The organism is Kitasatospora sp. NPDC091335 (assembly GCF_044757205.1).
In the GTDB taxonomy this organism is placed as follows: Bacteria; Actinomycetota; Actinomycetes; order Streptomycetales; family Streptomycetaceae; genus Kitasatospora.
Genome location: NZ_JBIVUM010000004.1, coordinates 306958 through 333545, shown reverse-complemented (window position 1 = coordinate 333545; position 26588 = coordinate 306958). Strand labels below are relative to the sequence as shown.

At 70.8% G+C, this 26588-nt stretch carries 25 protein-coding genes and 1 riboswitch; of the genes, 15 read left to right on the top strand and 10 right to left on the bottom strand.

The window, feature by feature from the left end:
- Positions 1-81: 81 nt before the first annotated feature.
- The gene (locus ACIQOW_RS12950) at positions 82-1278 is read right to left on the bottom strand and encodes an NADP-dependent malic enzyme (RefSeq protein WP_401083471.1); all 1197 of its coding nucleotides are present in this window, start codon (positions 1276-1278) and stop codon (positions 82-84) included.
- Positions 1279-2220: 942 nt separating this feature from the next.
- Here ACIQOW_RS12950 and ACIQOW_RS12945 point away from each other — a divergent pair.
- The 4 genes from ACIQOW_RS12945 to ACIQOW_RS12930 all read left to right on the top strand — a co-directional run bounded on the left by ACIQOW_RS12945 (position 2221) and on the right by ACIQOW_RS12930 (position 5707).
- Positions 2221-3147 carry an ABC transporter substrate-binding protein gene (locus tag ACIQOW_RS12945; RefSeq protein ID WP_401083470.1) on the top strand — a complete coding sequence of 309 codons (927 nt, stop codon included), beginning with the start codon at positions 2221-2223 and terminating at the stop codon, positions 3145-3147.
- Positions 3148-3184: 37 nt separating this feature from the next.
- On the top strand, positions 3185-4159 hold the full coding sequence (locus ACIQOW_RS12940) for an amino acid ABC transporter permease (protein WP_317620390.1): 975 nt from the start codon (positions 3185-3187) through the stop codon (positions 4157-4159).
- Positions 4156-4959: an amino acid ABC transporter ATP-binding protein gene (locus tag ACIQOW_RS12935; protein ID WP_401083468.1), complete on the top strand. Its 804-nt coding sequence runs from the start codon at positions 4156-4158 to the stop codon at positions 4957-4959. The genes ACIQOW_RS12940 and ACIQOW_RS12935 overlap by 4 nt, the downstream gene beginning before the upstream one ends.
- Before the next feature lie 160 nt (positions 4960-5119).
- On the top strand, positions 5120-5707 hold the full coding sequence (locus tag ACIQOW_RS12930; protein ID WP_401083467.1) for a CGNR zinc finger domain-containing protein: 588 nt from the start codon (positions 5120-5122) through the stop codon (positions 5705-5707).
- Here the strand turns inward: ACIQOW_RS12930 and sodX are convergent.
- Positions 5704-6162 (bottom strand): nickel-type superoxide dismutase maturation protease, encoded by a 459-nt coding sequence (sodX, locus tag ACIQOW_RS12925; RefSeq protein ID WP_401083465.1) that lies wholly within the window; start codon positions 6160-6162, stop codon positions 5704-5706. The two genes, ACIQOW_RS12930 and sodX, sit on opposite strands and share 4 nt — an antisense overlap.
- Positions 6163-6339: 177 nt before the next feature.
- On the opposite strand from sodX, the gene sodN reads away from it, so the two are divergent.
- From sodN to ACIQOW_RS12885, 8 genes are all read left to right on the top strand, one after another.
- Complete coding sequence (sodN, locus tag ACIQOW_RS12920; RefSeq protein WP_188300111.1) at positions 6340-6735, top strand: superoxide dismutase, Ni; 396 nt, start codon at positions 6340-6342, stop codon at positions 6733-6735.
- A gap of 81 nt (positions 6736-6816) precedes the next feature.
- Positions 6817-6942: riboswitch (cobalamin riboswitch) on the top strand.
- Positions 6943-7063: 121 nt separating this feature from the next.
- Positions 7064-8143: a FecCD family ABC transporter permease gene (locus tag ACIQOW_RS12915; protein ID WP_401083463.1), complete on the top strand. Its 1080-nt coding sequence runs from the start codon at positions 7064-7066 to the stop codon at positions 8141-8143.
- Positions 8140-8982 (top strand): ABC transporter ATP-binding protein, encoded by an 843-nt coding sequence (locus ACIQOW_RS12910; protein ID WP_401083461.1) that lies wholly within the window; start codon positions 8140-8142, stop codon positions 8980-8982. The genes ACIQOW_RS12915 and ACIQOW_RS12910 overlap by 4 nt, the downstream gene beginning before the upstream one ends.
- 24 nt (positions 8983-9006) lie before the next feature.
- On the top strand, positions 9007-9999 hold the full coding sequence (locus ACIQOW_RS12905; protein WP_401083459.1) for an ABC transporter substrate-binding protein: 993 nt from the start codon (positions 9007-9009) through the stop codon (positions 9997-9999).
- Between the two features lie 87 nt (positions 10000-10086).
- Positions 10087-10470, top strand: coding sequence for a nuclear transport factor 2 family protein (locus tag ACIQOW_RS12900; RefSeq protein WP_401083457.1), 384 nt, complete (start codon positions 10087-10089; stop codon positions 10468-10470).
- A 10-nt stretch (positions 10471-10480) separates the two neighbouring features.
- Positions 10481-10957, top strand: a complete 477-nt coding sequence (locus ACIQOW_RS12895) for a GNAT family N-acetyltransferase (RefSeq protein ID WP_188300106.1) — start codon at positions 10481-10483, stop codon at positions 10955-10957.
- A 188-nt stretch (positions 10958-11145) separates the two neighbouring features.
- Positions 11146-11556, top strand: a complete 411-nt coding sequence (locus tag ACIQOW_RS12890) for an anti-sigma regulatory factor (RefSeq protein WP_188300105.1) — start codon at positions 11146-11148, stop codon at positions 11554-11556.
- Positions 11557-11740: 184 nt separating this feature from the next.
- Complete coding sequence (locus ACIQOW_RS12885; RefSeq protein WP_401083454.1) at positions 11741-12811, top strand: SigB/SigF/SigG family RNA polymerase sigma factor; 1071 nt, start codon at positions 11741-11743, stop codon at positions 12809-12811.
- Positions 12812-12865: 54 nt separating this feature from the next.
- Here the strand turns inward: ACIQOW_RS12885 and ACIQOW_RS12880 are convergent, their stop codons facing one another.
- Complete coding sequence (locus ACIQOW_RS12880; protein WP_188300103.1) at positions 12866-13294, bottom strand: hypothetical protein; 429 nt, start codon at positions 13292-13294, stop codon at positions 12866-12868.
- 50 nt (positions 13295-13344) lie between these two features.
- On the opposite strand from ACIQOW_RS12880, the gene ACIQOW_RS12875 reads away from it, so the two are divergent.
- Together ACIQOW_RS12875 and ACIQOW_RS12870 are read left to right on the top strand one after the other, a co-directional pair.
- The gene (locus tag ACIQOW_RS12875) at positions 13345-14316 is read left to right on the top strand and encodes a diacylglycerol/lipid kinase family protein (protein WP_401083452.1); all 972 of its coding nucleotides are present in this window, start codon (positions 13345-13347) and stop codon (positions 14314-14316) included.
- A gap of 369 nt (positions 14317-14685) precedes the next feature.
- Positions 14686-14937, top strand: a complete 252-nt coding sequence (locus tag ACIQOW_RS12870; protein ID WP_014138019.1) for a WhiB family transcriptional regulator — start codon at positions 14686-14688, stop codon at positions 14935-14937.
- A 458-nt stretch (positions 14938-15395) separates the two neighbouring features.
- Here the strand turns inward: ACIQOW_RS12870 and ACIQOW_RS12865 are convergent, their stop codons facing one another.
- The 7 genes from ACIQOW_RS12865 to ACIQOW_RS12835 all read right to left on the bottom strand — a co-directional run bounded on the left by ACIQOW_RS12865 (position 15396) and on the right by ACIQOW_RS12835 (position 25218).
- Positions 15396-16916: a sensor histidine kinase gene (locus ACIQOW_RS12865; RefSeq protein ID WP_401083450.1), complete on the bottom strand. Its 1521-nt coding sequence runs from the start codon at positions 16914-16916 to the stop codon at positions 15396-15398.
- Positions 16917-17413: 497 nt separating this feature from the next.
- Positions 17414-18472, bottom strand: coding sequence for an SIS domain-containing protein (locus ACIQOW_RS12860; RefSeq protein WP_188300100.1), 1059 nt, complete (start codon positions 18470-18472; stop codon positions 17414-17416).
- 231 nt (positions 18473-18703) lie between these two features.
- Positions 18704-20005, bottom strand: a complete 1302-nt coding sequence (locus tag ACIQOW_RS12855; RefSeq protein WP_401083748.1) for an extracellular solute-binding protein — start codon at positions 20003-20005, stop codon at positions 18704-18706.
- Positions 20006-20442: 437 nt separating this feature from the next.
- Positions 20443-21996, bottom strand: coding sequence for a glycoside hydrolase family 3 protein (locus ACIQOW_RS12850; protein ID WP_401083447.1), 1554 nt, complete (start codon positions 21994-21996; stop codon positions 20443-20445).
- Between the two features lie 6 nt (positions 21997-22002).
- Positions 22003-22833: a carbohydrate ABC transporter permease gene (locus ACIQOW_RS12845; RefSeq protein WP_188300098.1), complete on the bottom strand. Its 831-nt coding sequence runs from the start codon at positions 22831-22833 to the stop codon at positions 22003-22005.
- Complete coding sequence (locus tag ACIQOW_RS12840; RefSeq protein ID WP_401083445.1) at positions 22830-23855, bottom strand: carbohydrate ABC transporter permease; 1026 nt, start codon at positions 23853-23855, stop codon at positions 22830-22832. Before ACIQOW_RS12840 ends, ACIQOW_RS12845 begins: the two co-directional genes overlap by 4 nt.
- Positions 23856-23946: 91 nt before the next feature.
- Positions 23947-25218 carry an extracellular solute-binding protein gene (locus ACIQOW_RS12835; RefSeq protein WP_401083443.1) on the bottom strand — a complete coding sequence of 424 codons (1272 nt, stop codon included), beginning with the start codon at positions 25216-25218 and terminating at the stop codon, positions 23947-23949.
- A gap of 336 nt (positions 25219-25554) precedes the next feature.
- Between ACIQOW_RS12835 and ACIQOW_RS12830 the strand changes: the two genes are divergently transcribed.
- Positions 25555-26346 (top strand): GntR family transcriptional regulator, encoded by a 792-nt coding sequence (locus ACIQOW_RS12830; protein WP_223245170.1) that lies wholly within the window; start codon positions 25555-25557, stop codon positions 26344-26346.
- Positions 26347-26588 lie beyond the last annotated feature (242 nt).

Here is a 26588-nt window from a genome sequence, read left to right as displayed (position 1 = left end):
CGACGGCCGGGGCCGGGAACCACGCGGACGTGTGACGCGTGTCCCGGCCCCTGGCCGTCGGCCGGATGTGCGGCCGGATCGTCAGATCCGCGCCACGCCCTCCGCCCGGGCGGCCTCGGCGACGGCCTTGGTGACGGCCGGCGCGACCCGCTCGTCGAACGGCGAGGGGATGACCTTCTGCGGCGTCAGCTCGTCGGCCACGACGCCGGCCAGCGCCTTGGCGGCGGCCAGCTTCATGCCCTCGGTGATCCGGGAGGCGCGGACCTGGAGGGCGCCCGCGAAGATGCCGGGGAAGGCCAGCACGTTGTTGATCTGGTTCGGGAAGTCGCTGCGGCCGGTGGCGACCACCGCGGCGTACCTGTGCGCGACCTCGGGGTGGATCTCCGGAGTGGGGTTGGCCATCGCGAAGACGAACGCGCCCTCGGCCATGGTCGCGACGACCTCCTCCGGCACGGTGCCGCCGGAGACGCCGATGAACACGTCGGCGCCGGCCAGCGCGTCGGCCAGCGAGCCCTTGAGGCCGGAGCGGTTGGTCCGCCCGGCGATCTCGGCCTTGACGTCGGTGAGGTCGCCGCGGCCCTCGTACACCACGCCCTTGCGGTCGCAGACGGCCACGTCGCCGATGCCGGCCGCGACCAGCATCTTGGCGATGGCGATGCCGGCCGCGCCGGCGCCGGAGATGACGGCCCGCAGCGAGCCGATCTCACGGCCGGTCACCTTGGCCGCGTTCCACAGGGCGGCGGTGGTGACGATCGCGGTGCCGTGCTGGTCGTCGTGGAAGACCGGGATGTCCAGGGCCTCCTGGAGCCGGCGCTCGATCTCGAAGCAGCGGGGGGCGGAGATGTCCTCCAGGTTGACGCCGCCGAACGAGGGCGCCAGCCGGACCACGGTCTCGACGATCTCGTCGACCCCGGTGCAGGCGAGCGCGATCGGCACCGCGTCCACGCCGCCGAACTGCTTGAACAGGATGGCCTTGCCCTCCATCACGGGCAGCGAGGCCTGCGGGCCGATGTCGCCGAGGCCCAGCACCGCGGTGCCGTCGGTGACCACCGCGACGGTGTTGGACTTCCAGGTGTAGTCGTTGACCAGCTCGGGCTGCTCGGCGATGGCCGTGCAGACCCGCGCGACACCGGGGGTGTAGGCGAGGGACAGGTCGTCCGCGTCGCGCACCGGGACGGTCGCCCGGATCTCCATCTTGCCGCCGCGGTGGAGCGCGAAGACCGCGTCGACCGGATCGTCGGTGTCCTGGGTGCTGCTGTGAATGATCTCCGCTGCCACGATGACCTCTTCGTCATTGATCGGCGAGGACGCACGGGCCGACGGACAGGACGACCCGTCCGGAAACCGGAAACCGGGTACGCCGAAGCGGACCCGGGTGTTCAGGGTCGGGGCGCTGCCGTCGGGCGGCGCCCTCGGATGAGGGTTTTATGGGGTCTGGTGTTGCCCGCGTTGTGCTTCCGGGCCGAGCCTAGGTCGGACGGAGGCATCGCACCTATGCCTTTTCGTCCTCGTCACGCACGGTTCATCGCCGCGCCGTCGCGCTCGGGGGCCCGGAGTCGGAAACACCGGGCTCCGGCGGCGGCGGACGGCGTGAGCGCACGCGTACCCGCAGGAGTGAAACAGATCCGAGGGGAGTCGGAGCCCCGGATACGGAGCCGCGTTGAGGCTTCCGTTCCTGAGCACCCCGAGCCTGTCGGGGCTCGTCGGTCTGGTTCGAGCGTTCGGGGGTCACCCGGTGACGAATTCTGACACACCCGCCGGTGGGCCCGGCAGGCCGGGACCACCGGCGGCGGCATCCGGGGCGCGGGCGGCGGGCCTCCGGGAACGACACCCACCGGTCCGCATACTTATGCGCAGAGTGACAGGGTCACGGAATAAGTCCGAATAGCGGACAGCGTGACCCCTCGTTATCCGATTTTGATCTGGATGAGGGCCACCTGACCGTCATCAGATGGCAGGATTCCCCCCATCTCGGATCGAGCAGGCCCCTGGTCGAGGCGGTTCGGTCAACGTCCACCTCGGCGGAGGGTGGCGGAAGCAGTACCTCGTAAGGCCCCGGGTGGCTCCCGCGCACCCGGGCAACTGCACGACCCGGCCTGCACGTACGACGACGTACGGCACCACGCACCCGTACCCGGACGTCCGGCTCGCTGTTCCGGTGCGCCGCTCCCGCGGCGCGCTCCGCCCGACCTCTCTCCCCCAGGATGGAGATCCCCCTTCATGACCGCCCGTACCAAGCGCAACCGGCTCTTCGCAGCCGGCGTCGTCGCCGCCTCCGTCTCCCTCGTGCTGACCGGTTGCAGCAGCAGCAAGACCGAGAGCGGCGGCGCCCCCAACGCCTCCGCCACCGTCAACGAGGTCAAGGCCGACCCCAAGCTCGCCGCGCTCGTCCCGGACGACGTCAAGACGGCCGGCAAGCTCGTGGTGGGCGCCGACGCGTCGTACGCGCCGGACGAGTTCAAGGACGACAGCGGCAAGGTCATCGGCATGGACGTCGACCTGGCCAACGCCATCGCCGCCAAGCTCGGGCTGAAGGCCGAGGTGCAGGACTCCGGCTTCACCGCGATCATCCCCGGCATCCAGTCGAACAAGTTCCAGCTCGGCATGTCGTCCTTCACGGACAACAAGGAGCGCGAGCAGATCGTCGACATGGTCACCTACTTCAACTCCGGCAGCGCCGTCGCGGTGAAGAAGGGCAACCCGGAGAAGGTCGACCCGAAGGACCTCTGCGGCAAGAAGGTCGCCGTCCAGACCGGCACCACCCAGGCCGACGAGATCAAGGACACCCGCGACCCCGACTGCGCCAAGGCCGGCAAGCCGGGCGTCCAGAACGGCGGCGACAAGTTCGACCTCCAGACGGACGTCACCAACGCCGTGGTCTCCGGGCGCGACCAGGCGCTGATGGCCGACTCCCAGGTCGTCGACTACGCGATCAAACAGTCCGGCGGCCAGCTGGAGAAGGTCGGCGAGACCTACGGCACGGCCCCCTACGGCGTCGCCCTGGCCAAGGGCTCCAAGCTCACCCCGGCCATCCAGGGCGCCGTCCAGTCGCTGATCGACGACGGCACCTACAAGCAGATCCTCACCAAGTGGGGTGTCGAGGCCGGTGCCATCGAAAAGTCGGCCGTCAACGGCGCCGTCAGCTGACCCTCGTACGCTTCATCTTCTCCCCCGAGGCCACACCGTGAACTCTTTGGACAAGGGGACGGCGCAGAGGGGGCGGCCTGAGATCATCAAGGCCGTCCCGGTCCGCCACCCCGGACGCTGGGCGGGCGCCGTCGTCATCGCCGTGCTCGCGGCCATGCTGCTGAGCGCCGCCTTCACCAACCCCGCCTTCAAGTGGGACATCGTCGGTCAGTACCTGTTCCACGACAGCATCATGCACGGCCTGCTGGTGACGCTGGAACTGACCGTGCTCGCCATGCTCATGGGCGTGGTCGGCGGCATCATCCTCGCGGTGATGCGGCTGTCCCCGAACCCGCTGCTGGCCGGCGTCGCCTGGGTCTACATCTGGATCTTCCGCGGCACCCCGGTCCTGGTGCAGCTGGTGTTCTGGAACTTCCTCGGCCTGATCTGGGCCAAGCTGTCGATCGGCGTCCCGTGGGGGCCGGAGTTCTGGTCCGAGCAGACCAACGTGCTGATCCCGACGTTCGTCGCGGCACTGCTGGGCCTCGGCCTCAACGAGGCCGCCTACATGGCGGAGATCGTCCGCGGCGGCATCCAGTCGGTGGACGAGGGCCAGGCCGAGGCCTCGCACGCGCTCGGCATGAGCCGGTTCCAGACCATGCGCCGGATCGTCCTGCCGCAGGCCATGCGGGTGATCATCCCGCCGACCGGCAACGAGACCATCTCGATGCTCAAGACCACCTCGCTGGTCTCGGTGATCTCCCTGGAGGAGATCTTCCGGGCCGGCCAGGTCATCTACTCCAGGAACTACCAGAACATCCCGCTGCTGATCGTGGTCAGCCTCTGGTACCTGTTCTTCACCTCGGTGCTGACCATCGGTCAGTACTACATCGAGCGCCACTACGCCCGAGGCTCCAACCGCACCCTCCCGCCCACCCCGCTGCAACGGCTGCGGGGACTGTTCGCCGGGAAGCCCGCCCCGAAGACGAGTGCCGACGTCGTTCCCGGCCTCGAGGGAGGTGGTCACGTATGACCGACCTGACCAAGACCCCGGCCGGCGCCGCCGCGTCCGCCGAGCCCATGGTCCGCGCCGAGAACGTGCACAAGTCCTACGGCCTGGTCGAGGTGCTCAAGGGCATCGACCTGGAGGTCAGGAAGGGCGAGGTGTTCTGCCTGATCGGCCCGTCCGGCTCCGGCAAGTCGACCTTCCTGCGGTGCATCAACCACCTGGAGAAGATCAACGGCGGCCGGCTCTGGGTGGACGGCGAGCTGGTCGGCTACCGGCAGAAGGGCGACCGGCTGCACGAGCTCAAGGACCGCGAGGTCGCCCTCAAGCGGCGCGACATCGGCATGGTCTTCCAGCGCTTCAACCTGTTCCCGCACATGACCGCCGTCGAGAACGTCATGGAGGCGCCGGTCCAGGTCAAGGGCGAGAGCAAGGCCGACGCCCGCGAGCGCGGGATGGCCCTGCTGGAGCGGGTCGGCCTCGCCGACAAGGCGCGGAACTACCCCTCGCAGCTCTCCGGCGGCCAGCAGCAGCGCGTCGCGATCGCCCGCGCGCTGGCCATGAAGCCCAAGCTGATGCTCTTCGACGAGCCCACCTCGGCGCTCGACCCGGAGCTGGTCGGCGACGTCCTGGACGTCATGCGCGGCCTCGCCGAGGAGGGCATGACCATGGTGGTCGTCACCCACGAGATGGGTTTCGCCCGCGAGGTCGGCGACGCGCTGGTGTTCATGGACGGCGGCGTGGTGGTCGAGTCCGGCAACCCCCGCGAGGTGCTCACCGACCCGCAGCACGAGCGGACCAGGGCCTTCCTGTCCAAGGTGCTCTGAACCCGTGCCCCAGGCGCCCGGCAGGCCTCCCCTGCCGGGCGCCGACCGTTTTCCGCCCGGGCCGTGGGCCGCAGCCGCCGCCCGGGCCGTAGGGTGGAGTCCCCGCCCGGGTAATAGGCTGGAGGCAGTAAGCCCGTTACCGCATTCTGGAAGGACCCCTGTGGAGCTCGCCGCGTACGCCGATCTCGCCGTTCGGCTGGTGAACACCGAGGAGCCCGAGCGCGGCACCGACGCGCTGACCTCCGTGGAGGCGGTGCGCGGCCTGTTCTCCGACTCCTCGCGGGCCGCCACGCTCGCCGACGAGTCCGACCTGCCCAGGCTCCGGGCCGTGCGGACCCGCCTGCGCGGGGTCTTCGAGGCCGCCGCCGAGGGGGACGAGATCCGCGGCGTCGACCTGCTGAACAGCCTGCTGATGGAGTACCCCGTCAGCCCGCTGATCTCCGGGCACGACTTCCTGGACGACGCCGGGCGGCCGCGCTGGCACCTGCACCTGGCCGACAACTCGCCCACCGCCACCGCGCACTTCAGCGCGGTGGCCTGCATGGGCCTGGCCGTCCACCTGACCGAGCTGGGCGCCGACCGGCTCGGCATCTGCCAGGCCGCGCCCTGCCGCAACGCCTACCTGGACACCTCGACCAACCGCTCCCGCCGCTACTGCTCGGACCGCTGCGCGACCCGCGCCAACGTGGCCGCCTACCGGGCCCGCAAGCGCCAGGAGGCCGCGGCCGGGGCCGGGGCCGGGGCCTAGGGTTCCTCGACCCACACGCCGAACCGGCGGGCCAGGCCCGGCAGCCGGGCCAGCCGGGGGGTGAGCAGCAGCCGCTCCAGCCGGCGGCCCGGCGCCAGCCAGACCGGGTCGGGACGCAGCCGCAGCAGCACCCGGCCGAGCACCAGCTCGTCCGGCACGGCGCCGTAGCTGCGGCTGTCGCTGTCCACCGGACGGTTGTCGGACAGCAGCCACCAGCCCTCGGCCCGGCGCCCGGCGGCCCGCTTCACCACCAGCAGGTCCTGCTGGAACGGGTGCCGGAAGAGCACCACCGCGCCCGGCCGGACCGGCGCGCCGTAGCGGACCAGCAGCCGGTCGCCCTCGCGCAGGGTCGGCACCATGGACGGCCCCGCCACGTCGACCAGCCCCAGCGGCAGCACGCCGCCCCGGCCCCGCCGCCCCGCTCCGGCGCCCTCCGGCCGCGTGCTCCGCTCCACGGCTCCTCCTCCCGCTCGGCCCGCCCCCAGTCTGCCGTACGGGCCGTCACCTGTTCGATGTCCGGATTGGCCCGTTTCCTGGTCCGTCTTTCGCCCTGGGCCCCCCGCCCGATCGCGAAACCGGGAGGACGGAGGGGTAATCTCGGGCGCGGGAAGACGATCTAAGGAAGGACTCCCATGTTCTCTCGTCTGTTTGCACCGCGCGCCACCGCCCACGCCCACTGCGACCTGCCCTGCGGCGTGTACGACCCGGCGCAGGCCCGGATCGAGGCCGAGTCCGTCAAGGCCACCCAGGAGAAGTACCAGGCCAACGAGGACCCGCACTTCCGCGCCCGCGCCGTCATCATCAAGGAGCAGCGCGCCGAGGCCGTCAAGCACCACATCTCGGTGCTGTGGAGCGACTACTTCAAGGCTCCGCACTTCGAGAAGTACCCGCAGCTGCACCAGCTGGTCAACGACACCCTGAAGGCCGCCTCGGCCGCCAAGGCGTCCACCGACCCGGCCACCGGCCAGGCCCTGCTGGACCTGATCGCCGAGGTCGACAAGATCTTCTGGGAGACCAAGCAGGCCTGAGCCTGACGCGTCGCCAGCCGACCGCCCCCGTCCGCACCGTCGGACGGGGGCGGTCGTGCGTTCACGTCCAGCCCTGCCCGGTAAGGGTTGCCTGCCCTGAGTGGCTGTTATGCTGCCAGGGCGTCCGAGGGGGAAGTCCGGTGTGAATCCGGCGCTGACCCGCAACGGTGAGCACGGCCCGTACCCGCCCGTACGGCCGCGCCAGCCCGATCGCCCCCGGCCGCTGACCTCCCGACAACTCGCCGCGGACTGCGAGGGGACCGGCGCCCCGGCACGCCCCGGCACGCGCCCGGCCCGGCGCACCCGCGGCCCGAGGCAAGGCGCACCCGTGAACCGCGCACCCGCAGACCGTGCAGCCGGCCCGCCCACCCGCCGGATACCCGTCGTCCCGCTCGCCGCCGGCCTCGCCGCCGCGCTGCTGCTCTCGCTGGTCTGCGGAGTCGCCCTCGGCTCCTCCGGGCTCGGCCTGCCCCGGGTGCTGCGACTGCTGGGTGCCGGGCTGACGGGCGGCCGGCTGGAGGCGGACGAGGCGGCCGCGTACGCGATCGTCTGGGAGATCCGGCTGCCGCGCACCGTGCTGGCCGCCGTGGTCGGCGCCGGACTCGCCGCCTGCGGGGTCGCCGTCCAGGCCCTGGTGCGCAACGCGCTGGCCGACCCCTTCGTGCTCGGCATCTCCTCCGGCGCGGCCGTCGGCGCCAACGCCGTGCTGCTGTTCGGCGCCTTCGCCTCGCTCGGGGTGTGGGCGATCTCCGCCTCCGCCTTCGGCTCCGCGCTGGCCGCCATGACGCTGGTGTACCTCGCCGCCCGCACCGCGTACGGGCTCACCCCGCTGCGCCTGGTGCTCACCGGCACCGCCCTGTCCTACGGCTTCTCCGCCGCCACCACCCTGATGGTCTTCGCCGCCGACCGCGGCGAGGCCGCCAGGGACGCCATGATGTGGCTGCTCGGCAGCCTCGGCGGCGCCACCTGGGGCAAGGTGCCGATCGCCGCCGTCACCGTGCTGGCCGGCCTCGCCTACCTGGCCTGCGCCGCCGGGCGGCTGGACGCGCTCGCGATGGGCGACGAGACCTCCGCCTCGCTCGGCGTGGACCCGGACCGGCTGCGCCGCGAGCTGTTCGTGGTGACCGCCGCCGTCACCGGCACCGTGGTCGCGGTCAGCGGGGCGATCGGCTTCGTCGGACTGCTGATGCCGCACCTGGCGCGGATGCTGGTCGGCGCCGGGCACCGCCGGGTGCTGGTGATCGCGCCGCTCGCCGGGGCGCTGCTGCTGGTCTGGGTGGACATCGCGTCGCGCACCCTGCTGGCGCCCGCCGAACTGCCCGTCGGGGTGTTCACCGCGGTGCTCGGCGTGCCCGCCTTCCTGATCATGATGCGCCGCCGCGGCCAGGCCTTCGGAGGCACCCGATGACCGACGTGACCACGCCGTCCGAAGCGGCCGGAGCCACCGGCCCGGCCCTGGCCCAGGACCTCGCCGTCGACGCCGTCTCGGTGGAGCTGGCCGGCACCCGGCTGGTCCACGAGGTGAGCCTGGCGGCCGCCGCCGGGCAGGTGGTCGGCCTGGTCGGCCCGAACGGCAGCGGCAAGTCGACCCTGCTGCGCTGCGTCTACCGGGTGCTGAAGCCGGCCGGCGGCGTCGTCCGGCTCGCCGGCGACGACCTGCACGCGCTCACGGCGCGCGAGTCGGCCCGCCGGGTGGCCGCGCTGACCCAGGAGCACTCCGCCGAGTTCGACTTCACGGTGGCCGAGGTGGTGGCCATGGGCCGGCTGCCGCACCGCCGGGGCTTCGGCGCCCCGTCCGACGGGGACGAGGAGCGCTGCGCCGGGGCACTGCGCAAGGTCCGCGCCGGACACCTCGCCGAGCGGGGCTTCCTGAGCCTGTCCGGGGGCGAGAAGCAGCGGGTGCTGTTCGCCCGCGCGCTGGTCCAGGAGCCGCGCCTGCTGGTGCTGGACGAACCCACCAACCACCTCGACGTCGCCCACCAGCTGGAGGTGCTGGCGCTCGCCCGCGAGGCCGGACCGACGGTGCTCACCGCGCTGCACGACCTCAACCTGGCGGCGGGCCACTGCGACCTGCTGTACGTGCTGCGGGGCGGCCGGATCGTCGCCTCGGGCCCGCCCCACGAGGTACTCGAACCCGCCCTGCTGGCCGAGGTGTTCGGCGTCCGGGGCACCCCGGTGCGGCACCCGGTGACCGGCGCCCTCCAGCTGCTGTTCGACCGCCTCGCCCCCTCCGACCACTCCGCCTGATCCGCCCCCTCCGAAGGAACCACCGTGCGTACCAAGGCCGTTGCCACCGCCGCCCTGCTCGTCCTCGGACTCACCGCCTGCGGCGCCGAGATCGCCCCGAAGGAGGCCGCAGCCGACTCCGCCCACTACCCGGTGACCGTGCGCAACTGCGGCGACGAGCTCACCTTCGACCGGAAGCCCGCCCGGGTGGTGACCAACGACGTCGGCATCACCGAACTGATGCTCTCGCTCGGCCTCGCCGACCGGATGGCCGGCTACGTGATGCCCGACGACAAGGGGCAGCTCGACAAGGTCGCCTGGAAGGACGGCTACCAGCAGACGAAGTGGCTCTCCAAGCAGCGGATCACCAAGGAGATCGCGCTGGACGCCAAGGCCGACCTGGTCTTCGCCGGCTGGCACTACGGCTTCGACGAGGGCAGCGGCGTGACCCCGCAGGCCTTCAAGGCGCTCGGCGTCGACTCGTACGTGCTCAGCGAGTCCTGCCGCAGCGGCAAGGGCACCGAGCGCGGCGTGATGGACCCGCTGGAGGCGCTCTACACCGACCTGGCCAACCTCGGCGAGATCTTCGACGTCAAGGACCGTGCCGACAAGCTGGTCGCCGGCTTCAAGGCGCAGATCGCCGCCGTCCCGCAGCCGGAGCGCCGCCCGTCCGTCTTCCTGTACGACAGCGGGCAGGACAAGCCGTACACCGCGGGCAAGTTCGCCGCCGCCGACGAGATCATCGCCAAGGCCGGCGGGACCAACATCATGGGCGACCTCGCCGACAGCTGGGTCACGGCCGGCTGGGAGAGCGTGGTGGAGCGCGACCCCGAGGTGATCGTGATCAACGACTACGCGACGCCCGGCGCCGAGGAGAAGCGGAAGTTCCTCACGTCCTTCCCGCCGCTGGCGAACGTCTCCGCGGTGAGGAACGGCCGGATCTTCGTCATGGACTACGTCGACCTGGTGGAGAGCCCGCGCAACCCGGCCGCGATCAGCGCGCTGGCCGAGTACCTGCGCACCGTACCGGCCCGCTGACCGGCCCCGGTCCCGCTCCTCCGGCCCCGGCGGCGGGCGTACGCTCAGAGGTACGAGCCGACGGAACCCGACCGGAGGAGCGAGATCATGGCCACCATGGCGGCCCCCACCGCCTTCGACACCCGCGCGCTGCGCGAGGGCATCGAGCGCCGCGACGCCGAGACCCTCCTGGCGCTCTACGCGGAGGACGCCGAACTGCGCATGGTCGATCGCAGGACCCAGCCCAGCCACCCCCTGGTGATGCACGGGCGGGAGGAGATCGGCGCCATGCTGGACGACGTCTACGGCCGCGAGATGACCCACAAGCTGGAACAGGTGGTGGTCCAGGGCGACCACGTCGCCTTCCTGGAGTCCTGCCGGTATCCGGACGGGGTCCGGGTGCTGATGTCCTCGATGGCCGGTCTGCGGGACGGCCGGATCGTCGACCAGACCTCCCTCCAGGCCTGGGACGAGACGGGTCCCGAGCAGTAGGCTCACAGGCATGATCCGCACCGCCGTCGCCACCGACGTCCCCGTCATCCACGCCATGGTCCGCGAACTCGCGGACTACGAGAAGGCCCTGCACGAGGCGAAGGCCACCGAGGAGCAGCTGCACGAGGCCCTGTTCGGCGCCGACCCGGCGCTGTACGGTCTGATCGCCGAGGACGACGTCACCGGCGAGCCGGTCGGCTTCGCGGTCTGGTTCCGCAACTTCTCGACCTGGCGCGGCACCTACGGGATCTACCTGGAGGACCTCTACGTCCGCCCGGAGTCGCGCGGCGGCGGCCACGGCAAGGCACTGCTGCTGGAGCTCGCCCGGATCGCCGTCGAGCGCGGCTACTCCCGGGTGGAGTGGTCGGTCCTGGACTGGAACCAGCCCTCGATCGACTTCTACAAGTCGATCGGCGCGGTGCCGATGAACGAGTGGACGGTGTACCGGCTCACCGACGAGGCGCTGACCGCCGTCGGGCGGCCCTGAACGGCCTTCCGCAGTCCGGAGAAAGGGTCTGCCACCCTGCGTCGCAATGCCTTACCATGAGTAACTCCCGAACCGGGGTGCGGAAGGCAGAGCGATGGCGGATCCGCGACGCCGGACCCCCTTCGGGGGTAGCAAGCGGTAACAAGCGGGGTACCAAGAAAGCACAGCGCGTCACCCAGGAGGCAAGGGTGTCCAAGATCGACGGCGATCTCGGTGTTCAGGACTTCGTGGAGGTCCGGCTGCCCGCAGCCGGGGCCTACCTCTCCGTCCTGCGAACAGCGACGGCCGGGTTGGCCGCCCGGCTGGACTTCACCCTCGACGAGATCGAGGACCTGCGGATCGCGGTCGACGAGGCCTGCGCCATCCTGCTCCAGCAGGCGGTGCCCGGCTCCGTCCTGTCCTGCGAGTTCCGGCTGGTCGGCGACTCGTTGAAGGTGACCGTCGCCGCACCGACCACCGACGGCAAGGCCCCCGAGCGGGACACCTTCGCCTGGACCGTGCTCTCCGCGCTGGCCGGTGAGGTCGACTCCTCGGTCGCCGAGGACAAGACCGTGACGATCAGCCTGCACAAGAAGCGCGGCGGGTCACCCGCCCACTAGTCGGGCGCAGCACCGCACCGCACGACCGAGCAGCACCGAGCACCACCCGCGCAAGGGCCGTCCGCCGCTCCCCGCTCCGGGGACCGACGGACGGCTCCGGTACCGCCACCCATGCGGTACGACCAACGAGACGATTCCGGGGCCACCGGCCCCGGTGCTCCCGGAACGGAACGGGGGAATGGCCGTGAGTGATCTGGACCGTACCGGCCTCGCGACGGCGGGACCTGCCGTACCGACCCAGGCGAGCGTTCCCGGCCTCGCCGCCAACGACGAAGCGCACCCGAAGGACGCCCACCGGATGAGCCACCCCACCGAGCCGACGTCCGAGCCGACGCCTGCCTCCACGCCCCCTCCGGACCCGGTGGACCAGACGGCCGCGACGGACGAAGCCGGCGAGGCGAACGCGACGGACGAGGCGAACACGACGGACGCGACGGCCTCGGCGAACGAGGCCGGGCCGCACGTCGCCGTGCCCACCCAGGTCTCGCACCGCTCGGGCGCCCCGGACCGGGAGGCCGCCCGCGCGCTGTTCGTCCGGCTGTCCGCACTGCCCGAGGGCTCCCCGGAGCGGGTCGAACTGCGCAACCAGCTGGTGCGGATGCACATCCCGCTGGTCGAGCACCTGGCCCGGCGCTTCCGCAACCGGGGCGAGCCGCTGGACGACCTGACCCAGGTCGCCACCATCGGCCTGATCAAGTCGGTGGACCGCTTCGACCACGAGCGCGGGGTCGAGTTCTCCACCTACGCGACGCCGACCATCGTCGGCGAGATCAAGCGGCACTTCCGCGACAAGGGCTGGGCGGTGCGCGTCCCGCGCCGGCTCCAGGAGCTGCGGCTGTCGCTCACCACGGCGACCAGCGAGCTCTCCCAGCGGCACGGCCGCTCCCCCACGGTGCACGAGCTGGCCGAGCACCTGGGGATCTCCGAGGAGGACGTCCTGGAGGGCCTGGAGTCCGCCAACGCGTACTCCACGCTGTCCCTGGACGTGCCGGACAGCGACGACGAGTCGCCGGCCGTCGCGGACACCCTGGGCGCCACCGACGAGGCGCTGGAGGGCGTCGAGTACCGCGAGTCGCTCAAGCCGCTGCTGGCCCAACTGCCGCCCCGGGAACAGAAGATCCTGGTGCTGCGGTTCTTCCGGAACATGACCCAGTCGCAGATCGCCGCCGAGGTGGGGATCTCCCAGATGCACGTGTCCCGGCTGCTCGCCAGGACCTTGGCCCAGCTGCGGGAGAAGCTGCTGGTGGAGGAGTAGGACTGACGGCCGCTCAGCTCGGGCTGGGCGGCCGCACGGTCGGCCCTGTGGGCCCTAGTCTTCGGACGGGGCGTACAGGGCCGCCGTCGACTTCGGGTTCAGCAGGCAGCCGATGCCCACCAGGCCGAGCACGCCGATCAGCGCGCCGACCGCGACCATCGCGCCGCCGTTCTCGACCATGTAGTAGGCGACCGGCAGGCAGATCGAGTTGGTCAGCACCGCCGGGCTGCGGCCCCAGCGGCGCTCCTTGAGCAGCGCGCGGGCGGCCAGCACCGGCAGCACGCCGAGCAGCACGATCACCGCTCCGCCGAACTCGTTCAGGGCCAGGTGCCTGGCTTCGCCGGACAGCGCGGCCACCATGTCCCAGACGCCGACGAGGGCCAGCGCGGCGCCCTCCAGGGCGGTGATGGCGGCTCCCAGGGTCAGGGAGGCCGGGCGGCCGGAGCCGGCCGCGGGTACGGGTGCGGAGGTTTCTGCGGTCACTCCAGCAGGGTAGCCGCCGGTCGGTGCGTACCGACCCGTAGGCTTTCCCCATGCGCGCTCTCCTGGTCGTGAACCACAAGGCCACCACCACCAGTGGCCGGACCAGGGACGTCCTGATCCACGCCCTGCGCAGCGACCTCAAGCTGGAGGTCGCCGAGACCAGGTACCGGGGCCACGCGCGCGACCTGGCCCGTGAGGCGGCGGAGGACGGCGCGGTCGACCTGGTGGTGGCGCTGGGCGGTGACGGCACCGTCAACGAGGTGGTGAACGGGCTGCTGGCGCACGGCCCGGGCGAGAAGGTCCCGCGACTGGCCGTGGTGCCGGGCGGTTCGACCAATGTGTTCGCCCGCGCGCTGGGACTGCCCAACGACCCGGTGGAGGCCACCGGTGCCCTGCTGGACGCGCTGGAGCACGGCCGCGAGCGGCCGATCGGGCTGGGCAAGGCGATGACCGACGGCCTGCCGGACCGCTGGTTCACCTTCACCGCGGGGCTGGGCTTCGACGCAGGGGTGGTCGGCCGGGTCGAGGACCAGCGCAGGGCCGGGCGCAAGTCCACCCACGCCCTGTACGTCGGCCAGGCGCTCCGGCACTACTTCACCCAGCGTGACCAGCGCCGCTCCGGCCCGGTCTCCCTGGAACTGCCGGGCCGCGCGCCGGTTCCCGGCCTGGTCCTGTCGATAGTCAGCAACACCTCTCCCTGGACGTTCCTCGGCAACCGTCCGGTCTACCCTTCACCGCTCGCCTCCTTCGACACGGATCTGGACGTCTTCGGCATCACCCGGATGACGGCGTTCGGCACTGCTCGAACGGTCCGTCAGATCCTGCGGTCGTACACGTCTTCGAGCGACGACGCCCCTCCGGCCGGCCCCTCGGGGAAGCACGTCGTCTCCTATCACGACGTCAGACACTTCACCTTGGTTTCAGAGGAACCCAGCCCCTTCCAGGTCGACGGCGACCACCTTGGAGACAGGAGTCGCGTCAGTTTCACAGGCGTACGGCGGGCACTGCGTGTGATTGTGTGACCGGAAGGGGGGTTCCTCCTTCTTCTCGAACGCACAAGCCCCCTTCACTCCATAGAAGTACTGGCTGTGAGCTAGGCGACACCGAAGAATCCAAAATTCCTCCCCGAAGGGGGTTGTATCCGAGCCCGAGGTTTGCGAACCTCTACATGGCGATCGGGACACATCGCAGCGACGGCAACTCCGGAAGTACAGGAGCGCCGACCGCGGGGTGTCCCTCGAATCGCCGAATCCCCCCCAGCACAGACCACCCGGGCCCGGTAGGCCTTTGGTCTCTTTTGCTGTTGCGGGATTCGTGAAAGCGTTCACATTCACAAGCCATTCGATTGTGCCGATCGGGCCACCCCCCGCGGCAGGAGGAGTTGGACGACCATGGACTGGCGCCACCGCGCTGTCTGCCGCGAAGAGGACCCGGAGCTGTTCTTCCCGATCGGGAACACCGGTCCTGCTCTGCTGCAGATCGAGGAAGCCAAGGCCGTGTGCCGCCGTTGCCCGGTGATGGAGCAGTGCCTCCAGTGGGCTCTCGAAACCGGTCAGGACGCCGGCGTCTGGGGCGGCATGAGCGAGGACGAGCGTCGCGCGATGAAGCGCCGCGCCGCCCGCAACCGCGCCCGCACCGCCTGATCAGCGCCGTCTGATCACACGCCGTAGCACCGACGGCCACCGCAGTACCGATCGACACATGATCAAAGGCTTCCCTGCACCTCCTGGTGAAGCCTTCCGAACAAAGGACCCGGCCCAGTCGGGTCCCGCGACACCGGACCCGCCCGGCCACTTGATACTGTTCACTTAGAGCAATATTGTGGAGCTGTGGCGCTCACCGTGTGCAACGCACCGGCGAGGTGTCGCACCACCCAGAGCCCCCGTTCCGGCCGACTCCCCCCGACGGCCGGAACGGGTTGAGAGGCCCTGTCGACCCACCCCCCCCGGTCGACAGGGCCTCGTTTCTGTTTCCGCACTCCGGCGCGCGGGGCGTTCACCCGGCGCTCTCGCCGAGTGCGCGCCCCCGCTGCGCTCCTTCGCACCACGGATTCCCGGCAGGCCGGGGTCCCCCCGGCCCGGAGCCTCGACGGAGCGGAGCCTCAGCGGACCGGGATCTCCAGGACCACCTTGGTCCCGCCGTTCGGGCCGGCCACCATGTCGAAGGTGCCGCCCAGTTCGCCGGTGGCCAGCGTCCGGACGATCTGGAGACCGAGGTTGCCGGCCGTCTTCGGGTCGAACCCCTCCGGCATCCCGCGACCGTCGTCCTGCACCGTGATCAGCAGGTACTCCTCCGGCCTGGCGCCGCCGTTCCAGCTGTCCGACCAGCCCATCCCGGTCGCGGGGGCCCGTCCGCGCAGCGCGCTGACCTCCAGGTTCCCGGAGGCGGTCGGACCGAACGCGTGCTCCAGGGCGTTCTGGAGCAGTTCGGTCAGCACCATCGACAGCGGGGTGGCCACCTCGGCGGACAGGATGCCGAAGCTGCCGCTGCGGCGGGTCGCCACCCGCCCGTCCTGGGACAGCTCCATCGCCATCGCCAGCACCCGGTCGGCGATCTCGTCGAAGGCCACCTTCTCGTCCAGCGCCTGGGAGAGCGTCTCGTGCACGATGGCGATCGAGCCGACCCGGCGCACCGCCTCGTCCAGCGCGGCCCGGCCGGACTCCGAATCCATCCGGCGGGACTGGAGCCGCAGCAGGGCCGCGACGGTCTGGAGGTTGTTCTTCACCCGGTGGTGGATCTCCCGGATGGTGGCGTCCTTGGTCATCAGCTCGCGGTCGCGGCGGCGCAGCTCGGTGACGTCCCGGCAGAGCACCAGGGAGCCGGTCAAGACGCCCTTGGGCTTGAGCGGGATCGCCCGCAGGGTCACCACTCCCCCCTGCGCCTCCACCTCGGTCTGCCGCGGCGCCCAGCCGCTGGCCAGCTTCACCAGCGCCTCGTGGACGGCCGAGCGGGACGGCGGGGCGAGGTCGGCGGTGGCCCGGCCGAGGTGGCTGCCGACCAGGTCGGTGGTGAGGCCGAGCCGGTGGTAGGCGGAGAGGGCGTTGGGGCTGGCGTAGGTGACCACGCCGTCCGCGTCCAGCCGGATCAGGCCGTCGCCGACCCGGGGCGCGGCGTCCATGTCGGCCTGCTCGACGCCGGGGTAGGGGAAGGAGCCGGCCGCGATCATCTGGGCCAGGTCGGAGGCGCTCTGGAGGTAGGTGAGCTCCAGCCGGCTCGGGGTGCGGACGGTCAGCAGGTTGGTGTTGCGGGCGATCACCCCGAGGACCTTGCCCTCGCGCCGGACCGGGATCGACTCGACCCGGACCGGGACCTCCTCGCGCCACTCCGGGTCGCCCTCGCGCACGATCCTGCCCTCGTCGAAGGCGGCGTCCAGCAGCGGACGGCGGCCGCGCGGGACGAGGTGGCCGACCATGTCGTCCTGGTAGGAGGTGGGCCCGGTGTTGGGCCGCATCTGCGCCACCGAGACGTAGCGGATGCCGTCCCAGGTGGGGATCCACAGCACCAGGTCGGCGAAGGAGAGGTCGGAGAGCAGCTGCCACTCCGCGACCAGGTGGTGGAGCCACTCCACATCGGTCCCGGTGAGGGTGGTGTGGCGGCGGACGAGTTCGTTCAGCGAGGGCACATGGCGAGGGTAGCGCCGCCGGTCCCGGCGGGGCGCGGCGGACCGGTGGGCGGGCTTCCGCGGGGGTCCGGCCGGCGGCTCGGCGAGGGTCCGGCGGGGGCTCCGCGGTGGCCGGCCGCCCCCCCCTGAAGTTGTTTAGACCAATTTGCCGAGAGGCCTGGACAACCGAGATTGGTCTAGTCCACAATGAAAGGGCACCAAGGAGAGGCCCCCGCGCAACTGCCCTGACCGCGCGCGGCCCCTCCTCGGTCGGACGCCGCCGAGCGAGGACCCCGCACAGTTCTCGGTCGACTCCGGTGCCCGACGACAGCTCCGGGCTACGGTGCCGCATGGGTTGAGGGTCCCGTGTCGGCGCCGTGGCCCGTAGTGTTTTCGGCCCCGCGGCCCCAGGACCCGCGACCTCGTGCTCGCGGCCCCCCGAACCATGTTCCGCCGCTCAGAGATCCGGCCCCCGGCCCACGACTGTGGACCGGGGGCCGGCTCGCGTCCGGCCCCGGCTACCTCGTCTCGGTGACCTTGGCCAGGGCGCGCGGGGCGTCCGGATCCTGGCCGCGGGCGATGGTGACCTCGTAGGCCAGCAGCTGGAGCGGCAGGATCTCCAGGATCGGCTGCACCTCCTCCGGCACGCCGGCCGGCAGCGCGAAGCCCGCCGAGGCGGCCTCCACCTGCGCCTGCTGGCCGACCACCACCAGGTCCGCGCCGCGCCCGCGCAGGCGGTCCAGGACCGGCTGGAGGGCCTCGCCGCCCTTGCCGTCCGGAACGATCGCGATGACCGGCGAGACGTTGTCCACCATCGCCAGCGGGCCGTGCAGCAGGTCGGCGCCGGAGAACGGGGTGGCCGGGATGTAGGTGGTCTCCATCAGTTTGAGCGCCGCCTCGCGGGCGGTCGGGTAGCCGTAGCCGCGCGAGGTGATGACCAGGCGCTGGGCGAAGCGGTAGCGCTCGGCGAGCGCCTTCACCTCGGCCCTGCGGGCCAGCACCCCGGCGGCCAGCCCCGGCAGCTCCTTGGCGGCCGCCCCGTCGCCCCCGCGCAGGCCCTCGACCAGCAGGTAGAGCGCCAGCAGCTCGGCGGTGTAGGTCTTGGTGGCCGGCAGCGCCTTCTCCGGGCCGGCCAGCACGTCGATGTGGAACTCGGAGACCTCGGCCAGCGGCGAGGCGGCGTTGTTGGTCACCGCGAGGGTGATGGCACCGGCCTCGCGGGCGGCCTTGGTGGAGGCCACCAGGTCGGGCGACCCGCCGGACTGGCTGACGGTGACGACCAGGACGTCGGTGAGGTCCGGCCTGGCACCGTACGCGGTGGTGGTGGACATCGAGGTCAGGCCGGCCGGCTTGCCGAGCAGGATCTCGATCAGGTACTTGGCGTACAGCGCGGCGTTGTCGGACGTGCCGCGCGCGGTGAGCAGGACGAAGCGCGGGCTGCGGGCGGCGATCTGCGCGGCGACCTCGCGGATCTTCGGGGCACCCTCGTCGAGGATGCGCTGGAGGACAACCGGCTGCTCGGCCATCTCCGCCGCCATGATCCGGCCGGGGACGGAAACAGTCTGCGGGTCGGACATCTGGGTCTGCCTCCGATGTGACGGTTCGACCCCGCTCGGGCGGCTGCCCGGCGGGGACCTCCACGGGCGGCGAGTCCGCACACTCGCTGCGGTTCTGCGTGCCGCAATCCTACGGGCGCACCCGCCGCCGGGCACCTCCGTCGGCACGTGCGCGCGCCCCTCGGCGCGCCCCCGCCGGAAGCGGGAGGGGCGCGCCGAGGGGCGCGGCGACCGGTCAGGACGCCCCGTCGGTCAGGACGCCTTGTTGATCAGCTGGTCGATCGCGGCGTCCGCCTCCTTGGTGGCCTGGTCCACCGACTTGCCCTTGAGGATCGCGGTCAGCATGTCCGGGATGATCTTCTGCTTCTCGATCGCGCCCCAGCCGGGGGCCAGCGGGGTGAACCAGGCGTCCGGGACGGCGTTGGCGGCCGCCGCGGTGGCCGGCTTGTTCTTCAGCGGGTTCAGCTGGGTGAGGTTGTTCGGGAGGATGTCCTTGTCGGCCAGCGCCTGCTCGGACTTGGTGCTGGTGAACATCCGGACCCAGTCGGTGGCCAGCGCGACCTGCTGGGACTTGGCGGTGACGGCGAGGTCGGAGCCGCCGATGAAGGTCGGCAGCGGCTTGCCGTCCGGGCCCGGCATGGTGGCCAGCTTGACGGCGTCCTTGATGCTCGGGTCGCCGGTGACCGGCGCGGTGACGCTGGCCGCCTCGTAGCCGTTGCCGTAGAAGGACGCGGTGCGCCCGCGGGCCATCGCCTCGAACTGGTTCTGCTCGTTCTGCGCCAGGTCGCCCTTGTTGTACTTGCGCACCAGGTCGACGAAGTGGCTGATGCCCTGCTGGGACTTGGGGTCGTGCAGGGTGCCGTGCCAGTTGCCGGAGCTGTCGAACTTGGCTATGCCGCCGCCGTACGCGGCCACGTAGCTCATCGCGGCGTACCAGTACGGCCCCGGCAGGTAGAGCGGGGAGAAGGACTTGTCGCCCTTGTTCTTGTCCGCGATCTTGTCCAGGGCGACCAGCAGGTCCGCCTCGTTCTTCGGGAAGTCGGCGCTGCCGGTGGCCTGCTGGAAGGTCGAGGAGTTGTAGATGGCGACGCGGGAGCCGGCGTAGTAGGGCACGCACCAGAGCTTGTCCTGGTACGTGCAGGTGTTGGCGAGCGCCTTGATCCAGCTGTCGGAGTTGTCGAAGGTGCCGCGGTCCACCGGGGCCAGGGCGCCGGAGAGCACGTACTTCATGGTCTCCGTGTTGCCCAGCTCGACCACGTCGGGGGCGTTGCCGTCGGCGATGGCCTTGTCGAGCTTGCCCACCTTGTCGGCCCAGCCCTGGTAGACGAGCTTGAGGCTGACGTTCGGGTACTTGGCCGCGAACTCGTCGTTGACCCGCTGGACCAGGTCCGGCCAGTTCTTCTGGGCGTCGTCCATCAGCCAGACGGTGACGGTGCCGCCGGCGGCCTTCGCGTCGGCGGAGCCGTTCGCGCTGCCGCCGTCCGACGCGGGTGTGCCGGACGAGGAACAGGCTGTCAGCCCGACCGCCAGTGCCATGGTCCCGAGCGTCGACATGAGCTGACGCTTCTTCACGCCATCCTCCGAGGGGTGTAGAGCCGTGTTGCCCGCCGGCAGCGTGATTGGCGCCCGCGGCGGAAAACCGGACAGGGGGCGGCGAAGAGCTTCAGGGAGGGCCGATACCACATCCGGCGAGGTTGAAATTCGAACCGGATGACTGGACTCTGGCCTAGACCATAGGTGGTGTCAACGACCAAAAGCCTTACTTAGGGCGGCCGTTGCAGAGCTGTTGTACCGCGTGGCCGCCAGTTGTCGTTCCGTCACCGTAAGTAGAACTTAAGATGGATTTAAGGCCCGCTTGAGGGAACACGGTCAGTTGACGGATTCGCAGGTCAACGCGGGGAAAACGGAACGGGCCCGCCATGCGACATGCGCATGACGGGCCCGTCGCCCGACGCCTACCGGACACGGCCGGTGACGTCTCGTCGATCGTTTCAGCCGACCGCTCCCGGCTGTCCGGTGAGGACCTCCACGGCCGCCAGTCCGCAGACCCGGGCGGCGCCGTGGGTGGCGATGTAGAGCGCGCCGACCGGCTCGGACTGGGGCAGGCCCATCTCGACCACGGCGGCGTCCGGCCGGGCCGCCACCAGGCGGTCCAGCGCGGCGGACATCCACGCGTGCCGGTGCGCGTCCCGGACCACCAGCACCAGGCGGCGACCCTCGGCGCCGGCCAGCACCTCGCCGACCAGGGCGTCCAGCAGCTCCGGCGCGGCCTGGGCCGCCGACACCTCGCGGGTGCGGGTGCCGGGGAAGCGGTCGGCCAGCATGCCGGCCACGCCCCACGGGGTGACGTCGCCGACGGCGATGTTCGGCTCGTCCGAGAACGAGGCCACGTACGGGCGCTCGCTCACCGGCTGCGCCGCCCGGCCCGGTGCCCGGACCACCTTGAGCGCCCGGCGCGCGGCCCGCAGGCCGACCGCCAGGTCCGGCTCGACCCGCTCGCCCTGGGCCGCGATCCGGCCCCAGCTGCCCAGCGCCCTGACCCGCTCGGCGGCGTCCGCCAGCCGCTCCTCGGCGAGCCGGCCGGAGCGCACGCCCGCCACGATGGCGTCGCGCAGCATCAGCACGGTCTCCTCGTCGGCGAGCCCGCCGCCGACGCAGATCGCGTCCGCGCCGGCCACCAGGGCCAGCACGGTGCCCTCGCCCATCCCGAAGGTGTCGGCGATGGCGCCCATCTCGATCGCGTCGCTGACGATCAGGCCCTGGTAGCCGAGGCCGCCGTCGGCCGGCGCGGCGCGCAGCAGGTCGCTCAGCACGGCCGGGCTCAGGGTGGCCGGCAGCTTCGGGTCCAGCGCCGGGATCATGATGTGGGCGGTCATCACGGCCTTGGTGTCGGCCGCGATCGCCGCCTGGAACGGGATCAGGTCGCGGGCCCGCAGCACGTCCAGGTCGACGTCGATGACCGGCAGGCCGTGGTGCGAGTCCACCGCGGTGTCGCCGTGACCGGGGAAGTGCTTGGAGCAGGCGGCCACGCCGGCCGACTGGAGGCCCTCGACCCAGGCGGCGGTGTGCCGGGCGCACAGCTCGGGGTCGGCGCCGAAGGAACGGACCCCGATGACCGGGTTGCGCGGGTTGGAGTTGACGTCCGCGGTGGGCGCCCAGTTGTAGTTGACGCCGGCCGCGGCCAGCGCCCGGCCCAGCTCGCGGGCGACGTCCCTGGTCAGCGCCGGGTCGTCGATCGCGCCGAGGGCGAGGTTGCCGGGCCAGGACGAGCCGGAGCCCGCCTCCAGCCGGGTGACGTCGCCGCTCTCCTCGTCGATGGCGATCAGCAGGTCGGGGTTCTCGGCGCGCAGCGCCCCGGTGAGCGCGGACAGCTGGTCGAGGTCGACCACGTTGCGGTCGAACAGCGCGACCGAGCCGAGGCCGGCGGCGAGGTGGCGGCGCAGCCACTCCGGCGGCTCGGTGCCGACGAAGCCGGGCTGGAGGACGGTCAGGGCGTCGCGGTGCAGCTGGTCGCTGTCCGTGACGGTGGGAACGAGGATGCTCACGTTGACTCAGCCCTTCACGGCGCCGTCGGTCATGCCGCTGACCGCCTTGCGCTGCAGGAAGATGAACAGGATCAGGATCGGCACGGCGAACAGGGTGGACGCGGCCATGGTCGCGCCCCAGTCGGTGCCGAACGCGGTCTGGAAGGAGGAGAGCCAGAGCGGGAGGGTCTGCGCCGCCTCCTTCTTGTTCAGCATGTTGACCAACGGGAACTCGTTCCACGCGGTGATGAAGCCGAACAGCGAGGTCGACATCAGACCGGGGGCGAGCAGCGGGAAGATGACCTTCACGAAGGCCTGGGTGCGGGTGCAGCCGTCCACCATGGCCGACTCCTCCAGCTCCTTCGGCACCGCGGCGATGAAGCCGCGCAGCGTCCAGATCGTGAAGGGCAGCACCATCATCAGATAGAAGGCGGTCAGCGGCACCAGGCTGTTGAGCATGTCGTTGTTGCGGGCGATCAGGTAGGCCGCGATGACCATGACCTCCCAGGGCGCCATCTGGGCGGCCATCACCACGAGGACGAAGCTCTTGCGGCCGCGGAAGCGCATCCGGGCGATCGCGAAGGCGGCCAGGGTGGCGATCAGCAGCGAGCCGACCACCGCGCCGACGGTGACGATCAGGCTGTTGGTGACGTACGTCCAGAAGTGCGGGACGTGCACGGCCCGGTCGAAGTGCTCGAACGTGCCGTTCAGCGGCAGGAAGACGGGGTCCCGGCTGACGATGTCCTTGTTCTGCTTGAACGCGGTCGAGAACATCCAGTAGACGGGGAAGATGAAGAAGACGAAGAGGACGACCGCGATCACGTTCGGCCAGGTGCGTCCGAAAAGCGAGCGCCTCACAGCTCGTCCTCCTGCTTGAGAATGATGCGGAAGTAGTAGGCCATCAGCGCGCCCAGCATCAGGATGGTGAGCACCGCGATGGCGGAGCCGACGCCGAAGCGCTGGGACCCGATGCCCTCCAGGAAGGCGTGCACCGGCAGGGTGCGGGTCAGGCCGTCCGGGCCGCCCTTGTTGATCAGGTAGACCTGGGTGAAGGCCTTGAACACCCAGATGACCTCGAGGAAGGTCGTGGCCAGGAGGAAGGGCTTCATGATCGGGTAGATCACCGAGGTCCAGATCTTGCCCGAGCCGGCGCCGTCCATCCGGGCGGCCTCGTAGAGCTCCTTGGGGATCGTGGTCAGGCCCGCGTACATGTTGAACGCCACGAACGGGACGGACTGCCACACGATCAGCAGGATGATCACGAAGAAGGTGGAGTACTGGCCGCTGGTCCAGTTGAAGGTGGCCATGGAGTGCCAGCCCAGCTTGTCCAGGAACCAGTTGACGACGCCGAAGTGCTGGTCGAAGAGCCAGGTGTAGACGGTGGTCGCGGCGACCACCGGCATCGCCCAGGCCAGCAGCAGGCCGACCGAGAGCAGCAGCCGCATCCCCTTGCCGAGGGTGTTGAGCAGCAGGCCGATCAGTGTGCCGAACACCATGATCAGCACGACGTTGACCGCCGTGAAGATCACCGTGCGCAGGGTGATCGCCCAGAACTCGGAGTTGCCGAGCTGGTCGGTGTAGTTGGCGAAGCCGTTCCACTCGGTCAGGTGCTGGATGAACTGCCGCTTGTTGAGGTTCTGGAACGAGACCACGACGGTCTCGATCAGCGGCCAGATCAGCAGGACGAGCGTCGCCGCGAGGGCCGGCAGCAGCAGCAGGTAGGGGGCGAACCTGGACGCCGTACTCGGCCTGTCCGATGGTCTGCCGCTCCTCTTCGGGGTGCGTTCGGCACCGGGGGTGGTGGACCTGTCTGTCGACGCCACCACGGAATTCGTTGACTCCGGGGACTGTGTCTGCACCCGTTCCGACTGCGCAGCCATCGCTCTCTCTTCCTTGCAAACCCGACCACGACGGAAGGCGCCGCCCACCGACCCCCCGCCGGGAGCCGGTGAGCGACGCCGCTCAACTGCCTTACTGCTTCTGGTTGAGACGCTTCGCGATCTCGTCGTCGGCCTTCTTGGCCGCGGCGACGGGGTCGCCGGTCAGCGCCGCGGTCAGGAACTCCTTGATGGGGTTCGGCTCGTTCTCGACGTTGGTCCAGGTCGGAACGTTCGGGGTGGTCGCGCCGTTGGCGGAGGCCGGCAGGGCGGCCTTGGCGAAGTCGCCGGTGACCTTGCTGTTGAGCGAGACCTTGTTCGGGATGAGGCCCGAGGAGGCGATGAGGCCCTCGTTCTTGTCGCTCATCGCGATCTTCAGGAAGCCCTTGGCGAGCTCGGGGTTCTTGCTCTGCTGGGCGATCGCCAGGTTCGAGCCGCCGAGGAAGACGCTGGTCGGCTTGTCCGCGGTCGCGCCGGGGAGGGCGAAGTAGCCGATCTTGTCGGCCGCCAGCTCCTCGGGCTTCGGGATCTCCCAGCCGAGGCCGATGATGGTGCCGATGTCACCCTTGGCGAAGAGGTCCTTCTGCTGCGGGGTGGCCTCGTCCTTGTCCTTCGGCGCGGTGACCGAGTGGCTCTGCAGCTTCTTGTAGGTCTCGAACGCCCTCTGGCCCTCGGGGCTCGACAGGCCGCCGACCCACTTGTCGCCTTCCTTCTTGGCGACCTTGCCACCCTCGCTGGTCAGCAGGCCGAAGTAGACGTACCACTCCTGGCCGGGCATGTAGAGGGCGTCGCTGACACCGGAGACGGCCTTGACCTTGTCCAGGTCGGTGTAGAACTCCTCCAGGGTCTTCGGCGGGGCGGCGATCTGGGCCTTGGCCCAGATGTCCTTGTTGTAGGTCACCACGCGGTTGGTGAACAGCCACGGGGCGGCGTACTGCTTGCCGTCGATGATCGAGGACTCGTTCAGGTTGGCGGCCCAGTCGGCGCCGCCCAGGTCGGACTTGTCCTTGGTGATGTCGAGCAGACCACCGGTGGCCGCGTAGCCCGCGGTCTGGGTGTTGCCGATCTCCAGGACGTCCACCGAACCCTCGGAGAGGGCGGCGGTGACCTTCTGGCCGATGCCGTTCCACTTCTGGGTCTGGACCTCGAGCTTGGCGCCCGGGTAGGCCGCGGCGAAGTCGGCCTTGACGCTCTCCTCCCAGCCCTTGGGGGCCGAGCCGTCCATCAGCCACACGGTCAGGGTCTTGCCGTCGTAGTTCTTGGCCGCCGAGGACGAACCGCCGCTGTCCTTGCCGTCCGAGCTGCAAGCCGCCAGGCCGACGACCATTGCTGCGACGCCGACCGCCGCGATGAGCTGACGCTTCACGCCATCCTCCTGAGGGATGCCTGGGTGCCCCCGTCGGACGGTAGCGGCAGACCCACACAAAGCGGGGGGAAAGGTGCCGCCGACCCCTTCGAACGGGTGGGGGGATTCATAGTGACCGGTCTAGTGGTGTAGACCAGATGCCTGGAGCTTGGCCTAGACCAATGGGCCTGTCAACGGCTGTTCGACCGATCTCGACCACCCGTTATCAAGCCGACACCGCACATCGTTCATCGCGTGATGAGGTATTCGTTCCGTAGCCATACATGCAACGATGTGAGCCGTTAACGATGTGGCGGGGTCGGCGAAGGCCTCGCGAGAAGCGGGAGAACAGGTCCGATGAGCAGCGACGGGGGAACCACGGCCCAGGTCAACGGCCCCGAGGTGAACAACCTCCCGACGCAGGCCGGCACCGACCCGACCGCGCGCGTCCCCAAGTACTACGGCCTGAAGCGGCACCTGCTGCAGCTCACCGAGACCCAGCCCGCCGGCACCCCGGTGCCGCCCGAGCGTGCCCTGGCCGCCCAGTTCGACACCTCGCGCACCACCGTGCGCCAGGCCCTCCAGGAGCTGGTCGTCGAGGGCCGGCTGGAGCGCATCCAGGGCAAGGGCACCTTCGTGGCCAAGCCCAAGGTCGCCCAGGCCCTCCAGCTCACCTCCTACACCGAGGACATGCGGGCCCAGGGCCTGGAGCCCGCCTCCCGGCTGATCGAGATCGGCTACATCACCGCCGACGACCGGCTCGCCCCGCTGCTCGACATCAAGCCCGGCGGCCGGGTGCTGCGGATCGAGCGCCTGCGGCTGGCCAACGGCGACCCGATGGCCATCGAGGTCGCCCACCTGTCCGCCAAGCGCTTCCCGGCCCTGCGCCGCAACCTGGCCAGGCACAACTCGCTGTACGCGGCGCTGCGCGAGGTGTACGGGGTCACCGTGGCCGAGGCCGAGGAGACCATCGAGACCACCCTGGCCAACCCGCGCGAGGCCGGCCTGCTCGGCTCCGACCTCGGCCTGCCGATGCTCCAGCTCTCCCGGCACTCCTTCGACGCCGAGGGCGATCCGGTCGAGTGGGTCCGCTCGATCTACCGCGGCGACCGCTACAAGTTCATCACCCGACTGAAGCGTCCGGAGTAACCGCACTCCCCCACCGCACTTCGGGCACCGGCGCACGCGACTCGCGCGCCGGTGCCTTCTGCGTTGCGCGCCGACAGCTTGACGACGTCCGGCGACGGCGAATCCTTTTCCGTTGCCATGACAACGTATTTCCGCGCCCCCGCCGACGGCTCCTTTGCGCCCTTCGACGGCGCACACCGGTCGGTTACGTCCGTCTGGTGGGAAGTTGCGTCAACTCCGGTGACACGGATCACCCCATGCTC